Consider the following 15,905-nt stretch of genomic DNA (forward strand, 5'->3'; position numbering starts at 1 on the left):
TACAGGCCGACGATGCACTAACAATCAATTTGGACCAGTCAGATGAGGCTGCTCAAATGAAATGCATGCTTCACACTTACAATATCCTGTTTGCTGGCTGCGTGAACATTGACAGAAACTTAATAGCTTGCGTCGTGACAGGTGAATTCAATGAGAAAATCGAAAATGTGCCCACAACTCAAATAATTGCTACCGGCCGCTTTTCCCGTAATCGCTGCTGCCGATGACGTCAATGCGGGATCTGGCCGCTCGAACAAAAGTGTCATGCTCGATTGTTCGTTGCCTGGTCAACTAGATGGCATGGCATTCGTACAGTTCATTTTGACTGACACGCTTACATTGTTCGCTGTGGTATTGAATTCCGTAGCCACGTTCAAACTGTGCCTTTGCTTCAGAATTCGTTGGTTCCCATCCTTCGTTGTAGCGGTACTTCTTATGTACCCAAACTGCAATTCCCACAATGGCAGTAGTGGCTAACGCAGCCTTCTCATCCTCGCTCAAGGCTATTGCAGAAGTGGAAGTGGGGGCAACGAATATGGTGCTAACTGCAAGAACACCGATCACGCCTTTTCTTTCAACTTTCTCTCTGAAGTCTGACATTCGATGCGAACGCTTTGAGCCTATAGCTTTCACGATACGAAGTCTGCAGGTCACCGGTCCTGCAAGACAATATTCCATCGCGCTGGGTCGTTTGGGTCTTGCGCCTCGATGAATGCGTAGTGAGTTTTGTTCCAAGGAAGCACCCGATTGGTCAGGTTGTCCAAGACGTAATCTCCCTTGGATGTCCTAACGATTAATACCGCATGCCCTTCGTGGTGAAGATCCAACACTGTGGCGAGAAGTAAGTGATCCGGAGAGATGCCCATTTTCTGAAGCTCAACCTTCTTGAGCATCGCTATGTCTTCGCAATCTCCACCTAGGTGCGAGGGCAGAGCCCATTTTTCAAGAACGTGATACTGGCTCTTGTCAGACACCTCCGGAGTTTTTTGGTTAATACTTTGATTTACTTTTTTTATCTTCTTCCACTCAGCATCGGTAATCTGATGAGGGTGCGGTGATTTTTGACAAATTGGCGGATAACTCGAGCAAACACCTTCAAACCCTTTTGGCGCCGGCCATTCTCGACCCAGGTGCATGATTGTGTCCGCAATGGATGCAGTCGACAGGGTACAAAAAATACCACAAAGACCAGCTAAAAGATCTATCCGCATAATCATTTTTGACAATTCTTCCTTAAATCATTCAAACTAGCCTATATCAGGACAAAGCGTCAAATCTCATCTATGTTACCGAAAACTTCGATCGTGACATAATTTGGTTTTTGAAGCCCAAGATTGCAGCGGATCACACCATATAACTTACCACAAGGAAACCTCAAAGCCCGCTTGGCACAGTTGCATTACCTGAAGTGAACTGAGGCTTAGTCCTCATTTCCGTCGTTCTCTTTCTGAAGCCGTTTCAGTTCCTTCAACTAATCTACACCCATTCCACCGAACCTCTTCCGCCAGCGGTAATATGTTTGCTCAACAACGCCGATCTTCCTGATCGCATCAAGTCGGGACATGCCTTGCCCCATCAAGACTTCAACCTGCCGTAACTTCGAGACAATCTCTTCGGGCTTAAGTTTCTTGATAGCCATTACTGGTCCTCCGTTTCCTAAGCATAACGACGGACCAGTTCAGGTGGGGAGGCTCACCTATTCCTATAATTTCTTGGAAGCTGTCAAGCGGGATGGTCTAGTTTTCAGAGGAGTTTCGTACAGCAAGATTTCTCGGCGGGTTGCTTACCAACCGTATCAACTTTGTGATCGATGTAATCTCGTGATGTGTAAATAGACTGTACTAGCGGTGCCGCCCTAGCTGAGCACATCCCATATCGCGGCAATTGACCGTAGTTTACTTAGAACTGCGTCAAGCTTAACGCCTTAGGAACAAGTCCTTGGTTCCAATATCCCGATTCGTTGGACCATTTGACGGAGCTGTGGCGAGAAATGAGATTTTCTATTGTGGGCAGTATGCGGCCGATTGTTTCTTGGCAGGATTCGCTCTACGTTCGCAGCGCTAGTTCGCTGATTTTTTAGCCGATTCCCGCTTTGCGGTCTAAAAAGTTATTGATGACAGACTATGGGTCTGTGTCTAAAGGGCACTTTTAGATCGACACGAGATAGTACCCGATGGCCTCCGCCAGTTTGGTTTCTTCGCCAAGAGACCGCGCAGAGCACTGGGTTTTCGCCTGCGGGCAAAAGATACTATTGCTCCGATGGACCAAAACCCAATCATGCGGTAACAATTAGACTTGACCAGTCAAATTGGGCTTACCACTCGAGCTACGGGCTAGGACACTCTCCAGTTCCTCCCTCTCAAAGACATTCAGCCTCGTGCGTCTGGAACAATTGACAATGCGCACACCCAATTTTTCCGCTTCCGAGCGGGCTTTTGCATAGGAAACCTCCAGAACATGCAAATTTGGTGAGTGCCATTTTTCCCCCGGAAGGCGATAAAGCGGGTGAAAGTGGTTCTGCTCTCCGTCGCTGACCATAACACCCTTTTCGCCCTCAGAGACTTTACCGTCGGTATACTGGTGGTCCAGACCCAGCAGGCAGATTTCGGTGAAACCCATGGCTATCGCTAGTTGTATCTCGGTGTAAACGATTGTTGACCCCCACGCGATCCCGCTGGTCAGGTCTGGATTGAACTCAGGGAATTCAGGATCTTCCAGCGGGTTATCCCAATTTTTGGGTGGTATCAAAGGAAAACACACCGCACCTTCGAATTTCTTAGCGTCAGAAAACAAATTGGCCGGAAACAGTTTTTTGCACCCAGACAGTTTTTGTATTTCATCAAGGCACTGAGTAAAAACCAACTTATCTTCAACACAATAGAAATTGGGGCGCCAGGATGTTTGGTCGTAAATCAGAAAGATTTTATTGGAAGCAAAAGATATCTCATCCTTTATCTTTTCAAGGTCCGAAGCGGCAAGGCTTGGGCCATTCCCAATGATAAAACATCTATTTCGTGCGTATTTTTTGGTCAATCCGTTTAGGTAGTTTTTATCCCGCTTACTGACATGTGAGTAAATTCTGGTGCGATACCCGGGCACAAAAGCACGCTGCAACTCTCTTTTGATTTTCCATAGTGGAACCATTAAAAATTACCGAGCTCCAAACTTGATAACCTTTTGAGCGGCCATTAGTTCTAGTGACAACGAGGCAGTTTTAGCAAAACTCTAAGCTCCACTCATCAAGTACCCTTAAACAACCCGTACAGGGTTGTCCAGAAGACAGCGCGACCAGGGATCGTGTTGGAAATGAGTTCGTAATAATACTCAAGTCGTCGCAAGAGAACTAGGATCTACTTCTGTGGCAGCTCCCCGTTGGAGCGAAAGCAAAAGACAGGCCTTGGTCATGGATCGTCTTCGGTGGCTACTCATTTCTAGCTTTTCAGCTGCCTAAAAGGGTACGCCGGGAAGACGGGCGCTTTTTGTTTCTGATGGATTCTTGTGCAGATTCTTGCCTCTAATCCAAACTGTTTAGCTGCGTCGCCTTCGCGGCCTTGGGGCACCGGTCAGATCCCACAAGTGTGATTGCGTAAAGACAGGTACTCAATTAACACTTGCGCTGATAAGACCATATGGTTGGGCAGGGCATGACAAAGAAATATCTGATGGTGGGGGCCGGGCTTTCAGGTGCCGTAATCGGGCGCCATTTAGCCGAAGCTGGGCATGATATTACTATAGTCGACAGCCGCGATCACATCGGTGGGAACTGTCATACTGCCCGCGATCCTGACTCCGGCATAATGCTCCATGTGTACGGCCCACACATTTTCCACACAGATGATGACGAAGTGTGGGGCTACGTCAACCGGTTTGAAGAATTCCTGCCCTTTAAAAACCGGGTTAAGACGACCTCTCGTGATCCAAGTGGCAAGCGAAGCGTTTTTTCGCTTCCAATCAATTTGCACACCATCAATCAGTTTTTCGGCAAAACAATGCGGCCGGACGAGGCAAAGAGATTTATCGCCGAAGAACAGGCGGACAGCAGCATTGTTGTTCCAAAGACTTTTGAAGAACAGGCGCTGCGTTTTGTTGGTAAAGATCTGTATGAAGCCTTTTTCAAGGGTTATACGATCAAACAATGGGGCATGCACCCGTCTGAGCTGCCTGCTTCCATCCTGAAACGGCTACCGGTGCGTTTCAATTATGACGACAATTACTTCTTTCACAAATTTCAGGGCATGCCCAAAAACGGCTATAGTGCGATGATACGGGCGATATTGGACCATCCCGGAATCACGGTTCACCTGAACACAAGCTTCGCTCGCGCGATGGGAGAAGGTTATGATCATGTGTTCTATTCCGGTCCGCTCGACGAGTATTTTGATTTTGAGTTGGGGCGGCTGGGATATCGAACGCTTGATTTCGAACGGTTTGACTATGACGGGGATTATCAGGGATGCGCAGTAATGAATTACGGCGAAGAGTCCGTACCTTACACGCGCATTACAGAGCACAAGCATTTTGCACCTTGGGAAGAACACGAAAGCTCTGTCTGTTATCGTGAGTTCTCGCGCTCGGCAGAGTTCGGAGATATTCCCTATTACCCTATTCGCCAACTCAAAGAAAAAGAACTGCTGAGCGCGTATTTTGATCTTGCCAATGCCACTCGCGGCGTAACGTTTGTAGGCCGACTTGGTACATACCGCTATCTTGATATGGACGTGACGATTAGAGAGGCTCTGGATACCGCCCGTGGGTTCGAGGCTAAAATGACTGACGGCGAAGAAGCACCAGCATTTTTTATCAGACCCGTATAGAAATTGTCGTGCAATTGCGATCTAACGTATTGCGTCGCCGGCCCGATCAGAAAGAACTTTCAATGCAAAAATCTTTCGGTAATGAGAATTTTCGAGATGTCTAAAAACGCAATTGTTTTTACAGCCAACACCATGCATGTGGCGCAAGCCAATTTGATGATAGAGTCCCTGTTCGACCCGGAAAAAGGTAACTTCAATGGGGATTTGTGGGTCATCTCTACCCATCTGAGCGCAGGGTGTCAGGAATACCTCGAAAGCCGTGGAATCCGCTTTCTGATCAATCCACTTACCAGCTTCCAGAACTGGAAATACCGTCGTGACATAGCTCGATCTCAACCTGAATTCCTGCGTGGAAAACTGGAAGAAGACGGCGCTTTTCTTCTGTACCGCAACAAGAGAATGAGCAAGCTGATCATCAATGATTGGGTGGAAAAGTTCGGTCGAAACTATGACGCTGTGGCGTTGTGCGACAACGATCTTTACTTTCAGCGTGATATAAATGACCTGTTTCATCGTACCGCTCAGTCTGATCCAGATGCGTTATGGTATTGGCAAGAAGAAAACAGAAATTTGCCGGGCACCAACCTGTGGATGAAAAATGCCCACTATTCCCGACTTCACGCAAGCGACGGGTTGGATTTTGGCCAGCATGAAATAAACATCGGGTTTGTGATCTCTGCCCCCAGGACAATGCGTTCGATATTCCGGCGGGTCGAAGAGCTTTTCTCAAGCTGTCACATCGAACTGTTCCGGGACTGCCTCTGGCACGATCAGGATCTGGTTCGGTTGATCCGGGCCCAGGATCCCAAGCTGTTCCGCTTGTTTGAGGAAGGGGATGTCCTGCATCTATGCAACGGCGGGGAAAATCTGCTGGACGAGCGTAGCCCGCAAGAGTTTTTTCACAAGAAAACAAATGAAAAACCGTATGTTGTGCACTTCGCGGGTGGAGCTTGGAGGGGCTATCGTTCAATCGCACCATCCTATATGGTCGACGAAAATGCATATTTCTTTGTGGAAGAGCAAACGGAACGGTTTGATGAAATCCGCCAGTTAACCGATTACGACCCGTTTGACGCCTCGTCGCCGTTTTTCACAGAGCACAACATAGAGACCAAAACTGCAGCCCGCGAAGAATGGATGAAGTTGACAGCCGACAGCCAAAAGAAGCGGATGCTGTTCTTTTCTTGGCTCGACACCGGTAGTCATCGCCCACTGCGCGGCACATTGGCGGATTTCCTCGACAACAACGAATTTGACCTAGCGGTTATCGATGGAAACATAAACGCCAATGGCAATGACGGGCTGATCGCGGAGGATTTGCCTGACCTGTTGGCTCATGTGACACGCACGGTTTTCAATAATCGTTTTGGCCGCCAGTTCGGATTTAGACGAAGCGATATTCCCGAAGAGGCAATTTCGGATGCGATCGCCGCTTTGGTCAAGGAATATGGATGTTCGCAAAGAAATGCCCGCGCAGTGGCGAATGCAGCATATATTTATTTAAGTAAAGCAATATCTTACTACAAACCGAATGTCGTTGTTGGCTGGGGTGCCTATTTGTTGTGCTCGCGAATCCTTAGGCAAATTTGCAAGCAACGCGGCATCCCGTTTCTAACCATGGAACTCGGTGTTCTTCCAGAAACATTGGCCTTTGATTGCCTTGGTCACATGGGCGAAAGCTGGGTCGCCCAGAATTTTGATGCCTTCAACGCATTGCCGTTGGCGGATGCCGACAGGTTGGCCGCCAAAAATTATCTCGAGAAGACCCGGTGTGATCGGCCAACGCGGAACGTCAAAATCGATGTTTCGCCATCCGTTTCGAACCAGCTTTTGAGGCTAAAGAATTCAGGGAAAAAGGTAGTCGCCTATATCGGCAGCAATTGTGCCTTTTCCGGCCATGTGCCCTACGACGACAACGCCCGGACCTATCATTCCCCATTTTTCAGCGATAATGAAGATGTTGTTCGCAACTTGTCCGAGGCGTTTGCGGGCGATCCGGACATCCACCTGATCTACAAGCCCCATCCCATTTTGATCACGCGCGGACTGGACCTGGGAGACGAGTACCCCAATGTGACAGTCCTCAAGGACGTTAACCTTGACGACTGTTTAGAGGTTGCCGACCTAGCACTGGTCAAGGTTTCGCAAAGCAACTACGAAGCGTTATTGCGGGATATCCCTGTTTTGATGCTTGGGCGCAACCAGTTGAGCGGGTCCGGTGCAGTTTATGAACTGAGCGGTAGAGACGCTCTCAGAGACGATGTTTTGAATGCCCTTCAGATAGGCTTAACGTCGGAGCAAAAGACGTCATTCGAAGATCATGTCGCGCGGCTTCTGAAATACTACGTTTATTCCGTTTCGGGTGCAGAATTTGGTCGCCCGCAGTCAATGGTCGCGGAAGACATTGATGCGTTGCTAAAAGCATCCGGGCCTGCACATCTGGAAGCCGAACAGATTGCCCTGAACGCGCATTACAAGGCTTTACCGTCGGCCGAGGAAACGCCCGAACTTTCGATCATCATGCCGGTGTTTAACGGCGAGCAATATCTGGTCGATTGCATCGGATCGATACTGTCGCAGAGTTTTGGCAACTTTGAACTTCTCTGCGTGAACAATGGCTCTACCGACGGGTCGCAGGAAATACTGGACTATTTTGCCCACCGTGACCCGCGTGTGAAGCCGCTTTATCAGGAAGAACCCAACCAACGCTCCGCTCGTAACCTTGGGGTAAAACAAGCCAAAGGCGCTTACTTGCACTTCTTTGACTGCGACGACCTGCTGGTCCCCACCGCGTATGAAGAGCTGCTGTCATCGATGCAGGAAACGCAGGCAGATGTGCTGTATTTCTTTTTCGACGAGCTTTACAACGTATCCAAAACAGGCCGGCCTAGGCATCGCGAATTTCAGAACTATTTGCCGCAGCAGGGGCTTTTTGAGATGGAAGAGCAGCATAAGCGCCTGTTCGCACAATATCCCTTTCCTTGGGCAAAGGTGTTCAAGGCCGATTTCTTTCGCGACAAGGACCTCTATTTCGATCTCGATTGCGCCAATTTCGATGACAACCCACAAAACTTGCGCACCTTGCTTTCCAGCCAGAACATATTTGTGCTCAACAAGCCGTTTTACAAGTTTCGAATAAACCAAAACTCAATGACCCAATCGGTCAATCCGCGTGTGATCGGAATGCTGGACGCTGTCCGGCTGATGAATGAAATTTTTACCAAATTCGGTCGCTACGACGAGTTCCAAAAATACTACGTTCCTTACAAAATCCACCTTCTGCACTTTGCCTGGACCCGATTGCCGGAGGATTTGAAAGAGGCTTATCTGGCTGGTATCCCGGACTTGTTCCTTTCCGGGGACGAGGAGTACTTTGAACGCGACGACCTCGCGTCAATGTTCTCTTACATGTCGCCCGAAAAAGTCGGATTTATTCGATCCGCTTTGCGCGGTGAGACTCCGAAAGCTGTTTCCGGGTCGCGCAATACTCTATCGGATGGCGGTTCACGGAACACCGCTTGGATGCGACCAAAGGCAGACAAGTCAAAGAAGCATAAACGTATCTTTAGGTCTTCGAAACGATATGCGCGCGGATTGGCCCGTTCCTTGAAGCGCGCCTCTCGCACTTTGCGTGGCCGTCGCAATTAGGAACTGTGGAGGTGTCCATCGTCAAGGGTTTCGGGACAGATGGCCGCGCTCAGAAGTAGGCATCAGCCGGTGTGAGGTTTTGCAGGCTCTCGTGATAGCACCGGTGGCGGTAGTATTCGACAAAGGCGTCGATCCGCTGCCTGAGATCACCGGGCAGGTAGAAGTTGTCCAGCAAGACTCGGTTCTTGACAATCTGATGCCAGCGCTCGATCTTTCTCTGAGTTTACGGATGGTATGGCGCCCCTTGAAAATGATCGATTTCCTGCTCTTCCAGCCATTCAGCAAGTTGGCCAGAGGTCAAGCGGGTCCCGTTGTCGCTGAGCAGCCGCGGCTTGTGGCAGACGGTCGCCTGGGCACAGCCCGACGTCTGCAAAGCCAGGTCCAGCGTATCGGTAACATTACTGGCCTTCATCGTTGTGCAGAGCTTCCAGGCGATGATGGATCGGCTGTAATCGTCTATGATCGTGCTGAGATGAAACCAGCCCCAGCGGATCACCTTCAGATAGGTAAAGCCGGTCTGCCATAGCTTGTTCGGCCGTGTTGTCCTGCCCTGGAACTCGTCTGCGGCTGACACAACCACTTAGGCCGGGCTAATGATCAGATCGTAGAACTTGAGGATGCGATAGGCAGAAGCTTCTGACGGCAAGCACTTTTCTGTGCCGGTGAAGCAAAAAGCCGATTCACTTGGAGAAAGCTCACTTTCATTAATGTCCAGATCCTTGATCTTTTCGCCGTGGCGGTGCTTGGTTCCGGGTTTGTTTCTCATCTCCACACCTTGGCGGTTACGATGAGCCAGAAACCCCCTCTTATCAAGTCGACTTAAACTGTCCCATTGGCGTTGAGTTGAGGTTATTCAGACAGCCTATCGCCTCTCTCAGCAGTGCAACGATCTTGAGATAGCCATATCGACCGTGTTTATGGGTCGGTTCGATCATGTCGGCTACTATTCTGTCTTCGTCTGCGGGACTCTTTGAACGTCCTGGATGCTACTAAGTGTATCGGAGAAAGCCTATTTGACCCACTTGATCTAAGTTGGTCGTCTGTCTGTCTAAGGCAATAAACTGTTGTCAGAGTTCGTGGACCATTCGGTTCTCGCACAGTTGCGGCTGTCACTTTTAAGAACCGCCCCAGCATCTTTGGGCATTTGCACTGAAAATTGGCTCAAATCGCCCGCAGAATAGGTTTGCACAAAGTCAGGTTAGCACATTGTTATTTGAGAATAACGCGCGGTTCAGCACAACCACGAACATCCAAATGAACAAGAAACGTGTTTCCGGCATGTTCAAGCCACTTCGAACGATTTTCGGGTACATTCTGGCGCGCCGTCGTCACAAAGAGTTGCTGAAAATCCTGACCCCCAAACGCAGGGCAAGACGTGTGGCCGGTTGGGAGATCAATCGCGGACAGGAAAGCACCTTCGGGGCTGTAGCGCGCGACGCGGGCCGAACCCCATTGAGCGCTCCACAGGCATCCTTCTGCATCCACCACAGCACCGTCCGGTTTGCGTTCCGGATGGTCATCTATAGCGCGCAAATCGACAAAAATCGCCGCTTCGTCCAATGGCCAACCGGTTTCGGGGTCAACCCGGATACGCCAGATTATACGGGTTTTGGTGTCGGAATAATACGCGCAGCCCCGGCTATGGTCGAAGCAGATGGAGTTGGGAGTGCTCATATCGCGCTTCAAAACCTGCAACTCGCCGCCCCCATGGCGATCCGGACGCCAGCGGTAGAGCGTTCCCATGCCTGTATCTCCGGATTTGCTCATGGTGCCGACCCAAAAGCCACCCCAGGGATCGGCTCGACCGTCGTTGGAGCGCGTCAACGGGTTGTCGGGTTCGATGTCGCAGAGCATTTCTTCGGACCCTGACAAGAGATTGAAGCGGCTCAACCCGGTTTCGCTGGCAATCAGCAGATGGTCCCGGTCAATCCAACCCGCAGCGCTGACATTACGGTCGAATTGCCAATTAAAGGACTGGGTTCCGATGCGCGACATGAGTTTCGAATTGACGATATCAAACCAGAAAAGCTGCTGGCGCTCCGGATGCCAGATGGGGCCTTCGCCAAGGGTACAGGGGCGATCATCAAAAATCTTCGCTTGATGGGTCATAGAAAATCCAGACAACAACGCGCCTCAGACGTATTCCAAGACAGCCTGATACCCGTCACATGAGGTCGGTCACCAAACTCACCTCTCGCCGTCGATCCCGCTTGCATAGCACCCCGCACGATTACAACCCCAGGTGCCGGTACAGATTATTCAACGTGTTTTCATGCACATATTCGATAGCCTGCACGGTGCTGTTGGCATTGTGGCTTGAAACGGCAACGTTTTCGAACTGCAGCAGCGGATGATCGGTGGGCAAAGGTTCCTGTTCAAAAACATCCAGCGCTGCGGCGGCGACTTTGCCACTTTGCAGCGCGGCAATCAGCGCCGCTTCGTCCACAAGTCCGCCGCGCGCCACGTTGCACAGGATCACCTGATCACGGGCTTTTTCCAGCGTATCCGCGTTAATCTGATGATAGTTCTCAGGCGTTTGGTTGCAGCACAAACAGATCACATCGGCCTGATCCAACAGGTCATCAAACGAAACGATCTGCGTGCCGTCCGGAGTTGAATCCATATGGGGATCATGCGCAATCACATTCATGCCCAGTCCGCGCGCCCTTTGGCCCACCCCCTGACCGATGGCGCCATAGCCTACAACACCCATGGTCTTTCCTGTCATTCCGGGAAAGCGCCCCTTCGGCCATTCACCCGTGCGGATCATCCGATCGGTGCGCGCTAGGCGGCGTGTCGCGGCAAGCAACAGGCCAATGGCATATTCGCTGACCGCATCCCGGAACGCGCCCGGCGAATTGCAGACCGGCACGTTCAGGCGCTGCGCTGCTTTAAGATCAATGCTGTCGATACCGGTACCCCATTTCGAGATCACTTTGAGCCGCGGCAAATAAGACTCAAGAACGGTGTTCGTGATCTGATCATCACCGGCGAGCCAACCATCCACGTCTTGGGCATATTCCAGACACTGCTGTTCGGCCATGAACTGGTTCACTTCGGGCCAGATTGGCAGCAACCCTTTTTCCCGCAAAACCGCGTCAAAACGATCTTTTTCGTTTATCATCATGATGTTGGAAACAAGCACATGCATGACTGAACCCTTATGCGTTTTTGCGTTTTGCCAGAGCGCCCAAAAGAGCTTCGGCGATATCAAGGTCTTCCTGCGTTTTTATCACGTGGCCCGAGATCGAACTCACTGGGTAGAAGGCGATCTTGCCATTGTAAGTACCGATGGTGCCAGCTTCTACTGCCTCAATATAGGACTTTGCGCGCCAACCGGTGATAGACCAGGTGACGCGCTGGGTGGGCTCCAGATCTTGGGAGTTGGTTTTCTCTTTGAACGTGAAGTTCACAGGCTGATCTCTATACGCCACTTCAATCCGGTCCTGGATGCAAGTGAGCATCACATCCGCGTCCGATGCGATAAACGCCTCGGCAAAGTTCTTTACTTCTTCGGCTGTCAGCAAAGGCGCGATCGAATGCACCTGAATAAGAAGGTCGCAATCGACGTTTTTCAGGAAGTCATAAACAAACTGTTCTGATGTTGCGACTGAATTGCCCAACTCCTCGGGGCGCTGGTAAAACTTGATACCGTACTGATCGGCGATGGGTCCGAACTCCGCGTGTTCCGAATTGACGTAGATTTCGTCAAAGCAGCCAGAGGCCTTACATTTTTCAATCGCATGGGTAATCAGCGGCTGCCCTGCCAGCGGGGCAAGGTTCTTCTTCTTCAAACGCTGGCTGCCCATGCGCGCCGGTATCATTGCAATTGTTTTCATATTTTCCTTCCCATCGATAGCCAACTCAGGCGCAACTGCGTGCAAATAGCGGCTTATGCTTTTCAAAGGTTTCTGGAGGCGCACATAGGCTTTTTTGATCGTTGTCCAGCGGCACCGACGCAGCACCGGGGTCATAGCTGGCATAGCGCAGCCCGGCTTCCTGAGCGATCAGGGCGCCTGCCATGTCATCCCAACCCTTTGCTTCCCGACTGGCAACAAGGCTGACCTTGCCCGTAGCGGCATAGCACAAATGCAGGGCCTGGCTACCAAAATTGCGCAGTTTGAACTCGGTCAACAACTGTGCAAGCGCGTCAGGCGCGACGGTTGCAAAATCCTTGAGCAACCCCGAGGACACGACCGCCAGTTTTGATTGCCCGGGGGCAGGATGCAAAACTGCCCCGTTCAGAAGTGCGCCACTGCCACTCTGGGCCGAATAAAGATCGTTTTGCACGATATCATAGACAGCAGAAAGCGCCGGTTCGCCGTCGACGATCAAGACCACTGCAACGCTGTAAACAGGAACTCCGGCAACGAAGTTGACGGTCCCGTCCAGCGGGTCAACCAACCAGAGCGGACCAGAACCTTCGTGCGGGCGGTAGTCTTCCTCTCCCACCACTGCGGAACCGGGAAGCAGTTCCGGCAGCCTGACCTCAAGCAGCTTTTGCATGTTCAGGTCCAGACTGGTGACCAAGTCCAAACCATCAGAGCCTTTGCTCCAGATTTCCGGCCGCTCGTTGAATACCTCTTTCACCCAACCAGGAAGTGCGGCGCACAACGCCGCATGTAAGCCGTCGGGCGCTGGCTGACCGGGCATGGTCAGAACTTTCGTTCGGCAATAAGTGCTTCGTCCATGTTCGACATGCGCAGATACTGAGTCAGAATATGAATGAACGACATGTGGATGTCTTCGATGACGCCGTAGTTTGTGGCCTCAACATGCACATTCACATCCGCCATGTCCTTTGACCGCCCGCCGGAAAACCCGGTGAACGAGATGGACTTCATACCAATGTATTTGGAGGCTTCGAGCGCCCTGACAACATTCTCGCTGTCTCCTGACGAGCTTACGGTCCATAGTAGATCACCGGGTCTGGCCATGGATTGCAGCTGGTAGGCGAAAACCTCGGCATATGAAATGTCATTAGCCAGCGCCGAGTTCATTTCAGTATGTGCGGAAAGCGACATGAAACGCGGTGTTAACTCTGTGTCTGTACGTACGCACTTCAAAAAGTCACACAGTGAGTGGTTGGCAATACCGGCAGAGCCTCCATTGCCGCAGATGTAAATGAAGTTGCTCGCCTGGATTGTTTCGATTAGCAACGCACTAATCTGATCCAATGCACTCATGTTGCTTAATGCTACCGCCTTGGAGAGTGTGTCGAAGTACTGGCCAGCAAAGCTTTCACAACTCGAAAAACGTTTGTTTGGGAAAAAGTCTCTCATATCCATTCATCCTTCGAAGATGGGTCACTCTTAGGCTTCCAGGACAAAGCGCAGAACCCCGGATCTCAGACTGCGCTGTAGCAGGATTTGTAGGTCATGCAAGCGGTTCTGGTCTGCCTCTCGAAAAAAGCCAGACCAGAACGGGATATCAGAATTCTCGGTGGTCTTGAAGTAGCGATCCAGAATGACGGCATCCAGCCGACCGGGCGTTGAAACTTCAAGTACCGAAAGCCCGATCCGTGCGCAAAAAGTCTGGAATCCTTTGATGGAAAATACGGTCAGCCGATCCAGCGGGATAAAGCTAGGGGAATCCGCCCCCAGGATTTCATACTCCAGACCGTCCGCACAGGAACTGGCAATGAAGATCATCGTTCCGGCGGGGACCGATTGCTTGATCGTCCGTATCAGGGTCTCAGGATCGGCAACCCGGTCCAGCTCTGTAGGCATCAAGACCGCCCGGGGCGCTATGTTCCTCAGACGCTCGCCGATATCCTCAAAATCAGCGTTTTCGGGGGATAGCGGCAGAAAATCCCAACTGCGATTGTGGCTTAACCGCCGTGTCGATTCAGGCCATGCGGTCGCCTGCGAGGCAAACCGAATATCGACAACCGTATCAAGCAGGAGCTGCAGCCGTGCTTCAGTGAGGCTTATCCAGTTCATAAGCGAGATGAATTCGAACTCGCGGTTATTGCCTGTATCTCCGGCTTCTTTCTGACTGATGATATCAAGCCGCAGACGGTCCAGCGTTTGCTGGCTGGGAACGCGCCGAGCATAAATGGTGTTGCAATCAGTGCACCGCTGAAACTCCAGCAGTGTCTGGGAAAAGTTCTTGCTTCTGGCAAAATCTCCGCCGCAGGCCGGACAATTCTGACGCCGCGTCCACGTCGTGTCGCCATCCAGCATCAACTCTAACAGTGCTTTGTTACGAGCAAGACGGTATTGGGCAGGCTTTTCCCCGGTGACGGTGCTGACATCCGGAAGATGATCAAGAAAAACAGGTGTTTGCATTGTCAGACTGCCTGATCGGAAAGAGTAGTTTGGTCTTGCAGTATTCGATGCCACTCTGGATCGGCAGAGTAAATTCTCTCGACCAGTTCCATCACATCCAACGCTTGCTGAGATGTACCGCAGCGCAACGGTTCGTGCTTTACAACCGCGTCATAAAACTCGGTGATTTCCTTGTCCCAGGATTTGTCTTCCGTAAAGCGCAATTCCTGACTTTCCGGGTTCGGGATTGGATTTCCGCTTGTATCCAACCTGTTTAACGCAACCGTTAGAACCTCTGTTCCATAGCTGCCCGAAGCCGAGAGGATGCCGTCCACCGAAACAAAACCATTGCGTAAGTAGAGCTCGAGCCGAAACGTGTGTTGCCACTGCGTTGCGGAAGAGTGGACCGAGGCAACGATGCCATCGGCGTTCTTCATCAGCGCGAAAGCATTGTCTTCAACCGGGACATCTGTCCAAAAATTGCGCTGGACATAGCTTTGTACATCCTCAAAACGACCAGCAAACATCTGAAACAGATCTAGCATGTGAATGCCCTGATCAATCAAAATGCCACCACCAGATTGTGCCGGATCGTTGCGCCAATTCTGCGCATAGCCCGGGCCGCCCGCCTTGCCGTAAACGCCTCGCATGAAATAGAGCTCGCCCATTGTGCCAGCGTCGATCAACTTCTTTGCCTCTTCTATCGCGTCATGGACCCGGTGATTGAAGCCAAACTTCAAAACCCGATCTTTTGCCGCGCGCTCAGCTACTATCATGCGGCGCACATCACCCGAGCTACGACCGGGTGGTTTTTCCGAGAACACATGTTTTCCGCGTTCCAGCGCCGTGCAAACCACATCCGGGATCATCATGTTTGGGACGCTGCAAACAATGATGTCCGGATTGAAGTCATAAACAGCCAAAGGGTCAGTAACCATGGCAACATTTGCATCTGGATCCTGCGATGTGTCGCAGGCTACTACCACTTCGAACCCGCCATGACGTTCCATGGCCTCGTGACGAATCCGTCCCATTTTTCCATATCCTACGATGGCCACACGCAAGGTCATGAACAAGTCTCTCTTCATCGCGGCAAAGTGCCAAGCAACGTTCTGAAACCGTGCAATAAAGTCTGAACGCCAAATCCTGACGAATATATCAGGCTGCGAACCCT

13 protein-coding genes and 2 pseudogenes are annotated in these 15,905 nt (G+C 51.0%); 3 read left to right on the forward strand and 12 right to left on the reverse strand.

The window, feature by feature from the left end; all coding sequences use genetic code 11:
- Window positions 1–227, forward strand: a 227-nt coding sequence (locus GOV87_RS20360; protein ID WP_217360910.1) for a hypothetical protein, incomplete at its 5' end; no start/stop codon positions are given.
- 64 nt (window positions 228–291) lie between these two features.
- On the opposite strand, the gene GOV87_RS19385 is transcribed toward GOV87_RS20360, so the two are convergent.
- From GOV87_RS19385 to GOV87_RS19400, 4 genes and pseudogenes are all read right to left on the reverse strand, one after another.
- Window positions 292–600, reverse strand: a complete 309-nt coding sequence (locus GOV87_RS19385) for a hypothetical protein (protein WP_171212875.1) — start codon at window positions 598–600, stop codon at window positions 292–294.
- 50 nt (window positions 601–650) lie between these two features.
- A complete protein-coding gene (locus tag GOV87_RS19390; RefSeq protein WP_171212876.1) occupies window positions 651–1,217 on the reverse strand; it encodes a transglutaminase-like cysteine peptidase in 567 nt (188 codons plus the stop codon).
- A 257-nt stretch (window positions 1,218–1,474) separates the two neighbouring features.
- Window positions 1,475–1,639 (reverse strand): annotated as a pseudogene (locus tag GOV87_RS19395) (helix-turn-helix domain-containing protein); the annotation flags it as partial.
- 650 nt (window positions 1,640–2,289) lie between these two features.
- Window positions 2,290–3,144 (reverse strand): 6-hydroxymethylpterin diphosphokinase MptE-like protein, encoded by an 855-nt coding sequence (locus tag GOV87_RS19400; RefSeq protein WP_171212878.1) that lies wholly within the window; start codon window positions 3,142–3,144, stop codon window positions 2,290–2,292.
- A 500-nt stretch (window positions 3,145–3,644) separates the two neighbouring features.
- Between GOV87_RS19400 and glf the strand changes: the two genes are divergently transcribed.
- Complete coding sequence (gene glf, locus GOV87_RS19405; protein ID WP_254447426.1) at window positions 3,645–4,814, forward strand: UDP-galactopyranose mutase; 1,170 nt, start codon at window positions 3,645–3,647, stop codon at window positions 4,812–4,814.
- A gap of 96 nt (window positions 4,815–4,910) precedes the next feature.
- Window positions 4,911–8,462: a glycosyltransferase gene (locus GOV87_RS19410; protein ID WP_171212879.1), complete on the forward strand. Its 3,552-nt coding sequence runs from the start codon at window positions 4,911–4,913 to the stop codon at window positions 8,460–8,462.
- Between the two features lie 52 nt (window positions 8,463–8,514).
- Here GOV87_RS19410 and GOV87_RS20500 read toward each other — a convergent pair.
- The 8 genes and pseudogenes from GOV87_RS20500 to GOV87_RS19455 all read right to left on the reverse strand — a co-directional run.
- Window positions 8,515–9,189: pseudogene (locus GOV87_RS20500) on the reverse strand (transposase); the annotation flags it as partial.
- A gap of 482 nt (window positions 9,190–9,671) precedes the next feature.
- Window positions 9,672–10,571: an SMP-30/gluconolactonase/LRE family protein gene (locus GOV87_RS19425; protein ID WP_171212882.1), complete on the reverse strand. Its 900-nt coding sequence runs from the start codon at window positions 10,569–10,571 to the stop codon at window positions 9,672–9,674.
- Between the two features lie 121 nt (window positions 10,572–10,692).
- Complete coding sequence (locus GOV87_RS19430; protein WP_171212883.1) at window positions 10,693–11,613, reverse strand: phosphoglycerate dehydrogenase; 921 nt, start codon at window positions 11,611–11,613, stop codon at window positions 10,693–10,695.
- A gap of 10 nt (window positions 11,614–11,623) precedes the next feature.
- A complete protein-coding gene (locus GOV87_RS19435) occupies window positions 11,624–12,436 on the reverse strand; it encodes a cytidylyltransferase domain-containing protein (RefSeq protein WP_217360911.1) in 813 nt (270 codons plus the stop codon).
- The gene (locus GOV87_RS19440) at window positions 12,327–13,115 is read right to left on the reverse strand and encodes an inositol monophosphatase family protein (protein WP_171212884.1); all 789 of its coding nucleotides are present in this window, start codon (window positions 13,113–13,115) and stop codon (window positions 12,327–12,329) included. The genes GOV87_RS19435 and GOV87_RS19440 overlap by 110 nt, the downstream gene beginning before the upstream one ends.
- 2 nt (window positions 13,116–13,117) lie before the next feature.
- On the reverse strand, window positions 13,118–13,744 hold the full coding sequence (locus tag GOV87_RS19445) for an SIS domain-containing protein (protein WP_171212885.1): 627 nt from the start codon (window positions 13,742–13,744) through the stop codon (window positions 13,118–13,120).
- A 30-nt stretch (window positions 13,745–13,774) separates the two neighbouring features.
- Window positions 13,775–14,752 carry a hypothetical protein gene (locus tag GOV87_RS19450; protein ID WP_171212886.1) on the reverse strand — a complete coding sequence of 326 codons (978 nt, stop codon included), beginning with the start codon at window positions 14,750–14,752 and terminating at the stop codon, window positions 13,775–13,777.
- Window positions 14,753–14,754: 2 nt separating this feature from the next.
- A complete protein-coding gene (locus GOV87_RS19455; protein ID WP_371813546.1) occupies window positions 14,755–15,819 on the reverse strand; it encodes a Gfo/Idh/MocA family protein in 1,065 nt (354 codons plus the stop codon).
- Window positions 15,820–15,905 lie beyond the last annotated feature (86 nt).

This window comes from Ruegeria sp. HKCCA5426 (genome assembly GCF_013034585.1).
GTDB lineage: Bacteria > Pseudomonadota > Alphaproteobacteria > Rhodobacterales > Rhodobacteraceae > Ruegeria.

Bases quoted from the DNA above. Each gene is read 5' to 3' on its own strand.
- GOV87_RS19385 (WP_171212875.1), bottom strand. From the start codon at position 600: ATGTCAGACTTCAGAGAGAAAGTTGAAAGAAAAGGCGTGATCGGTGTT.
- GOV87_RS19390 (WP_171212876.1), bottom strand. From the start codon at position 1,217: ATGATTATGCGGATAGATCTTTTAGCTGGTCTTTGTGGTATTTTTTGT.
- GOV87_RS19400 (WP_171212878.1), bottom strand. From the start codon at position 3,144: ATGGTTCCACTATGGAAAATCAAAAGAGAGTTGCAGCGTGCTTTTGTG.
- glf (WP_254447426.1), top strand. From the start codon at position 3,645: ATGACAAAGAAATATCTGATGGTGGGGGCCGGGCTTTCAGGTGCCGTA.
- GOV87_RS19410 (WP_171212879.1), top strand. From the start codon at position 4,911: ATGTCTAAAAACGCAATTGTTTTTACAGCCAACACCATGCATGTGGCG.
- GOV87_RS19425 (WP_171212882.1), bottom strand. From the start codon at position 10,571: ATGACCCATCAAGCGAAGATTTTTGATGATCGCCCCTGTACCCTTGGC.
- GOV87_RS19430 (WP_171212883.1), bottom strand. From the start codon at position 11,613: ATGCATGTGCTTGTTTCCAACATCATGATGATAAACGAAAAAGATCGT.
- GOV87_RS19435 (WP_217360911.1), bottom strand. From the start codon at position 12,436: ATGACCCCGGTGCTGCGTCGGTGCCGCTGGACAACGATCAAAAAAGCC.
- GOV87_RS19440 (WP_171212884.1), bottom strand. From the start codon at position 13,115: ATGCCCGGTCAGCCAGCGCCCGACGGCTTACATGCGGCGTTGTGCGCC.
- GOV87_RS19445 (WP_171212885.1), bottom strand. From the start codon at position 13,744: ATGAGAGACTTTTTCCCAAACAAACGTTTTTCGAGTTGTGAAAGCTTT.
- GOV87_RS19450 (WP_171212886.1), bottom strand. From the start codon at position 14,752: ATGCAAACACCTGTTTTTCTTGATCATCTTCCGGATGTCAGCACCGTC.
- GOV87_RS19455 (WP_371813546.1), bottom strand. From the start codon at position 15,819: ATGAAGAGAGACTTGTTCATGACCTTGCGTGTGGCCATCGTAGGATAT.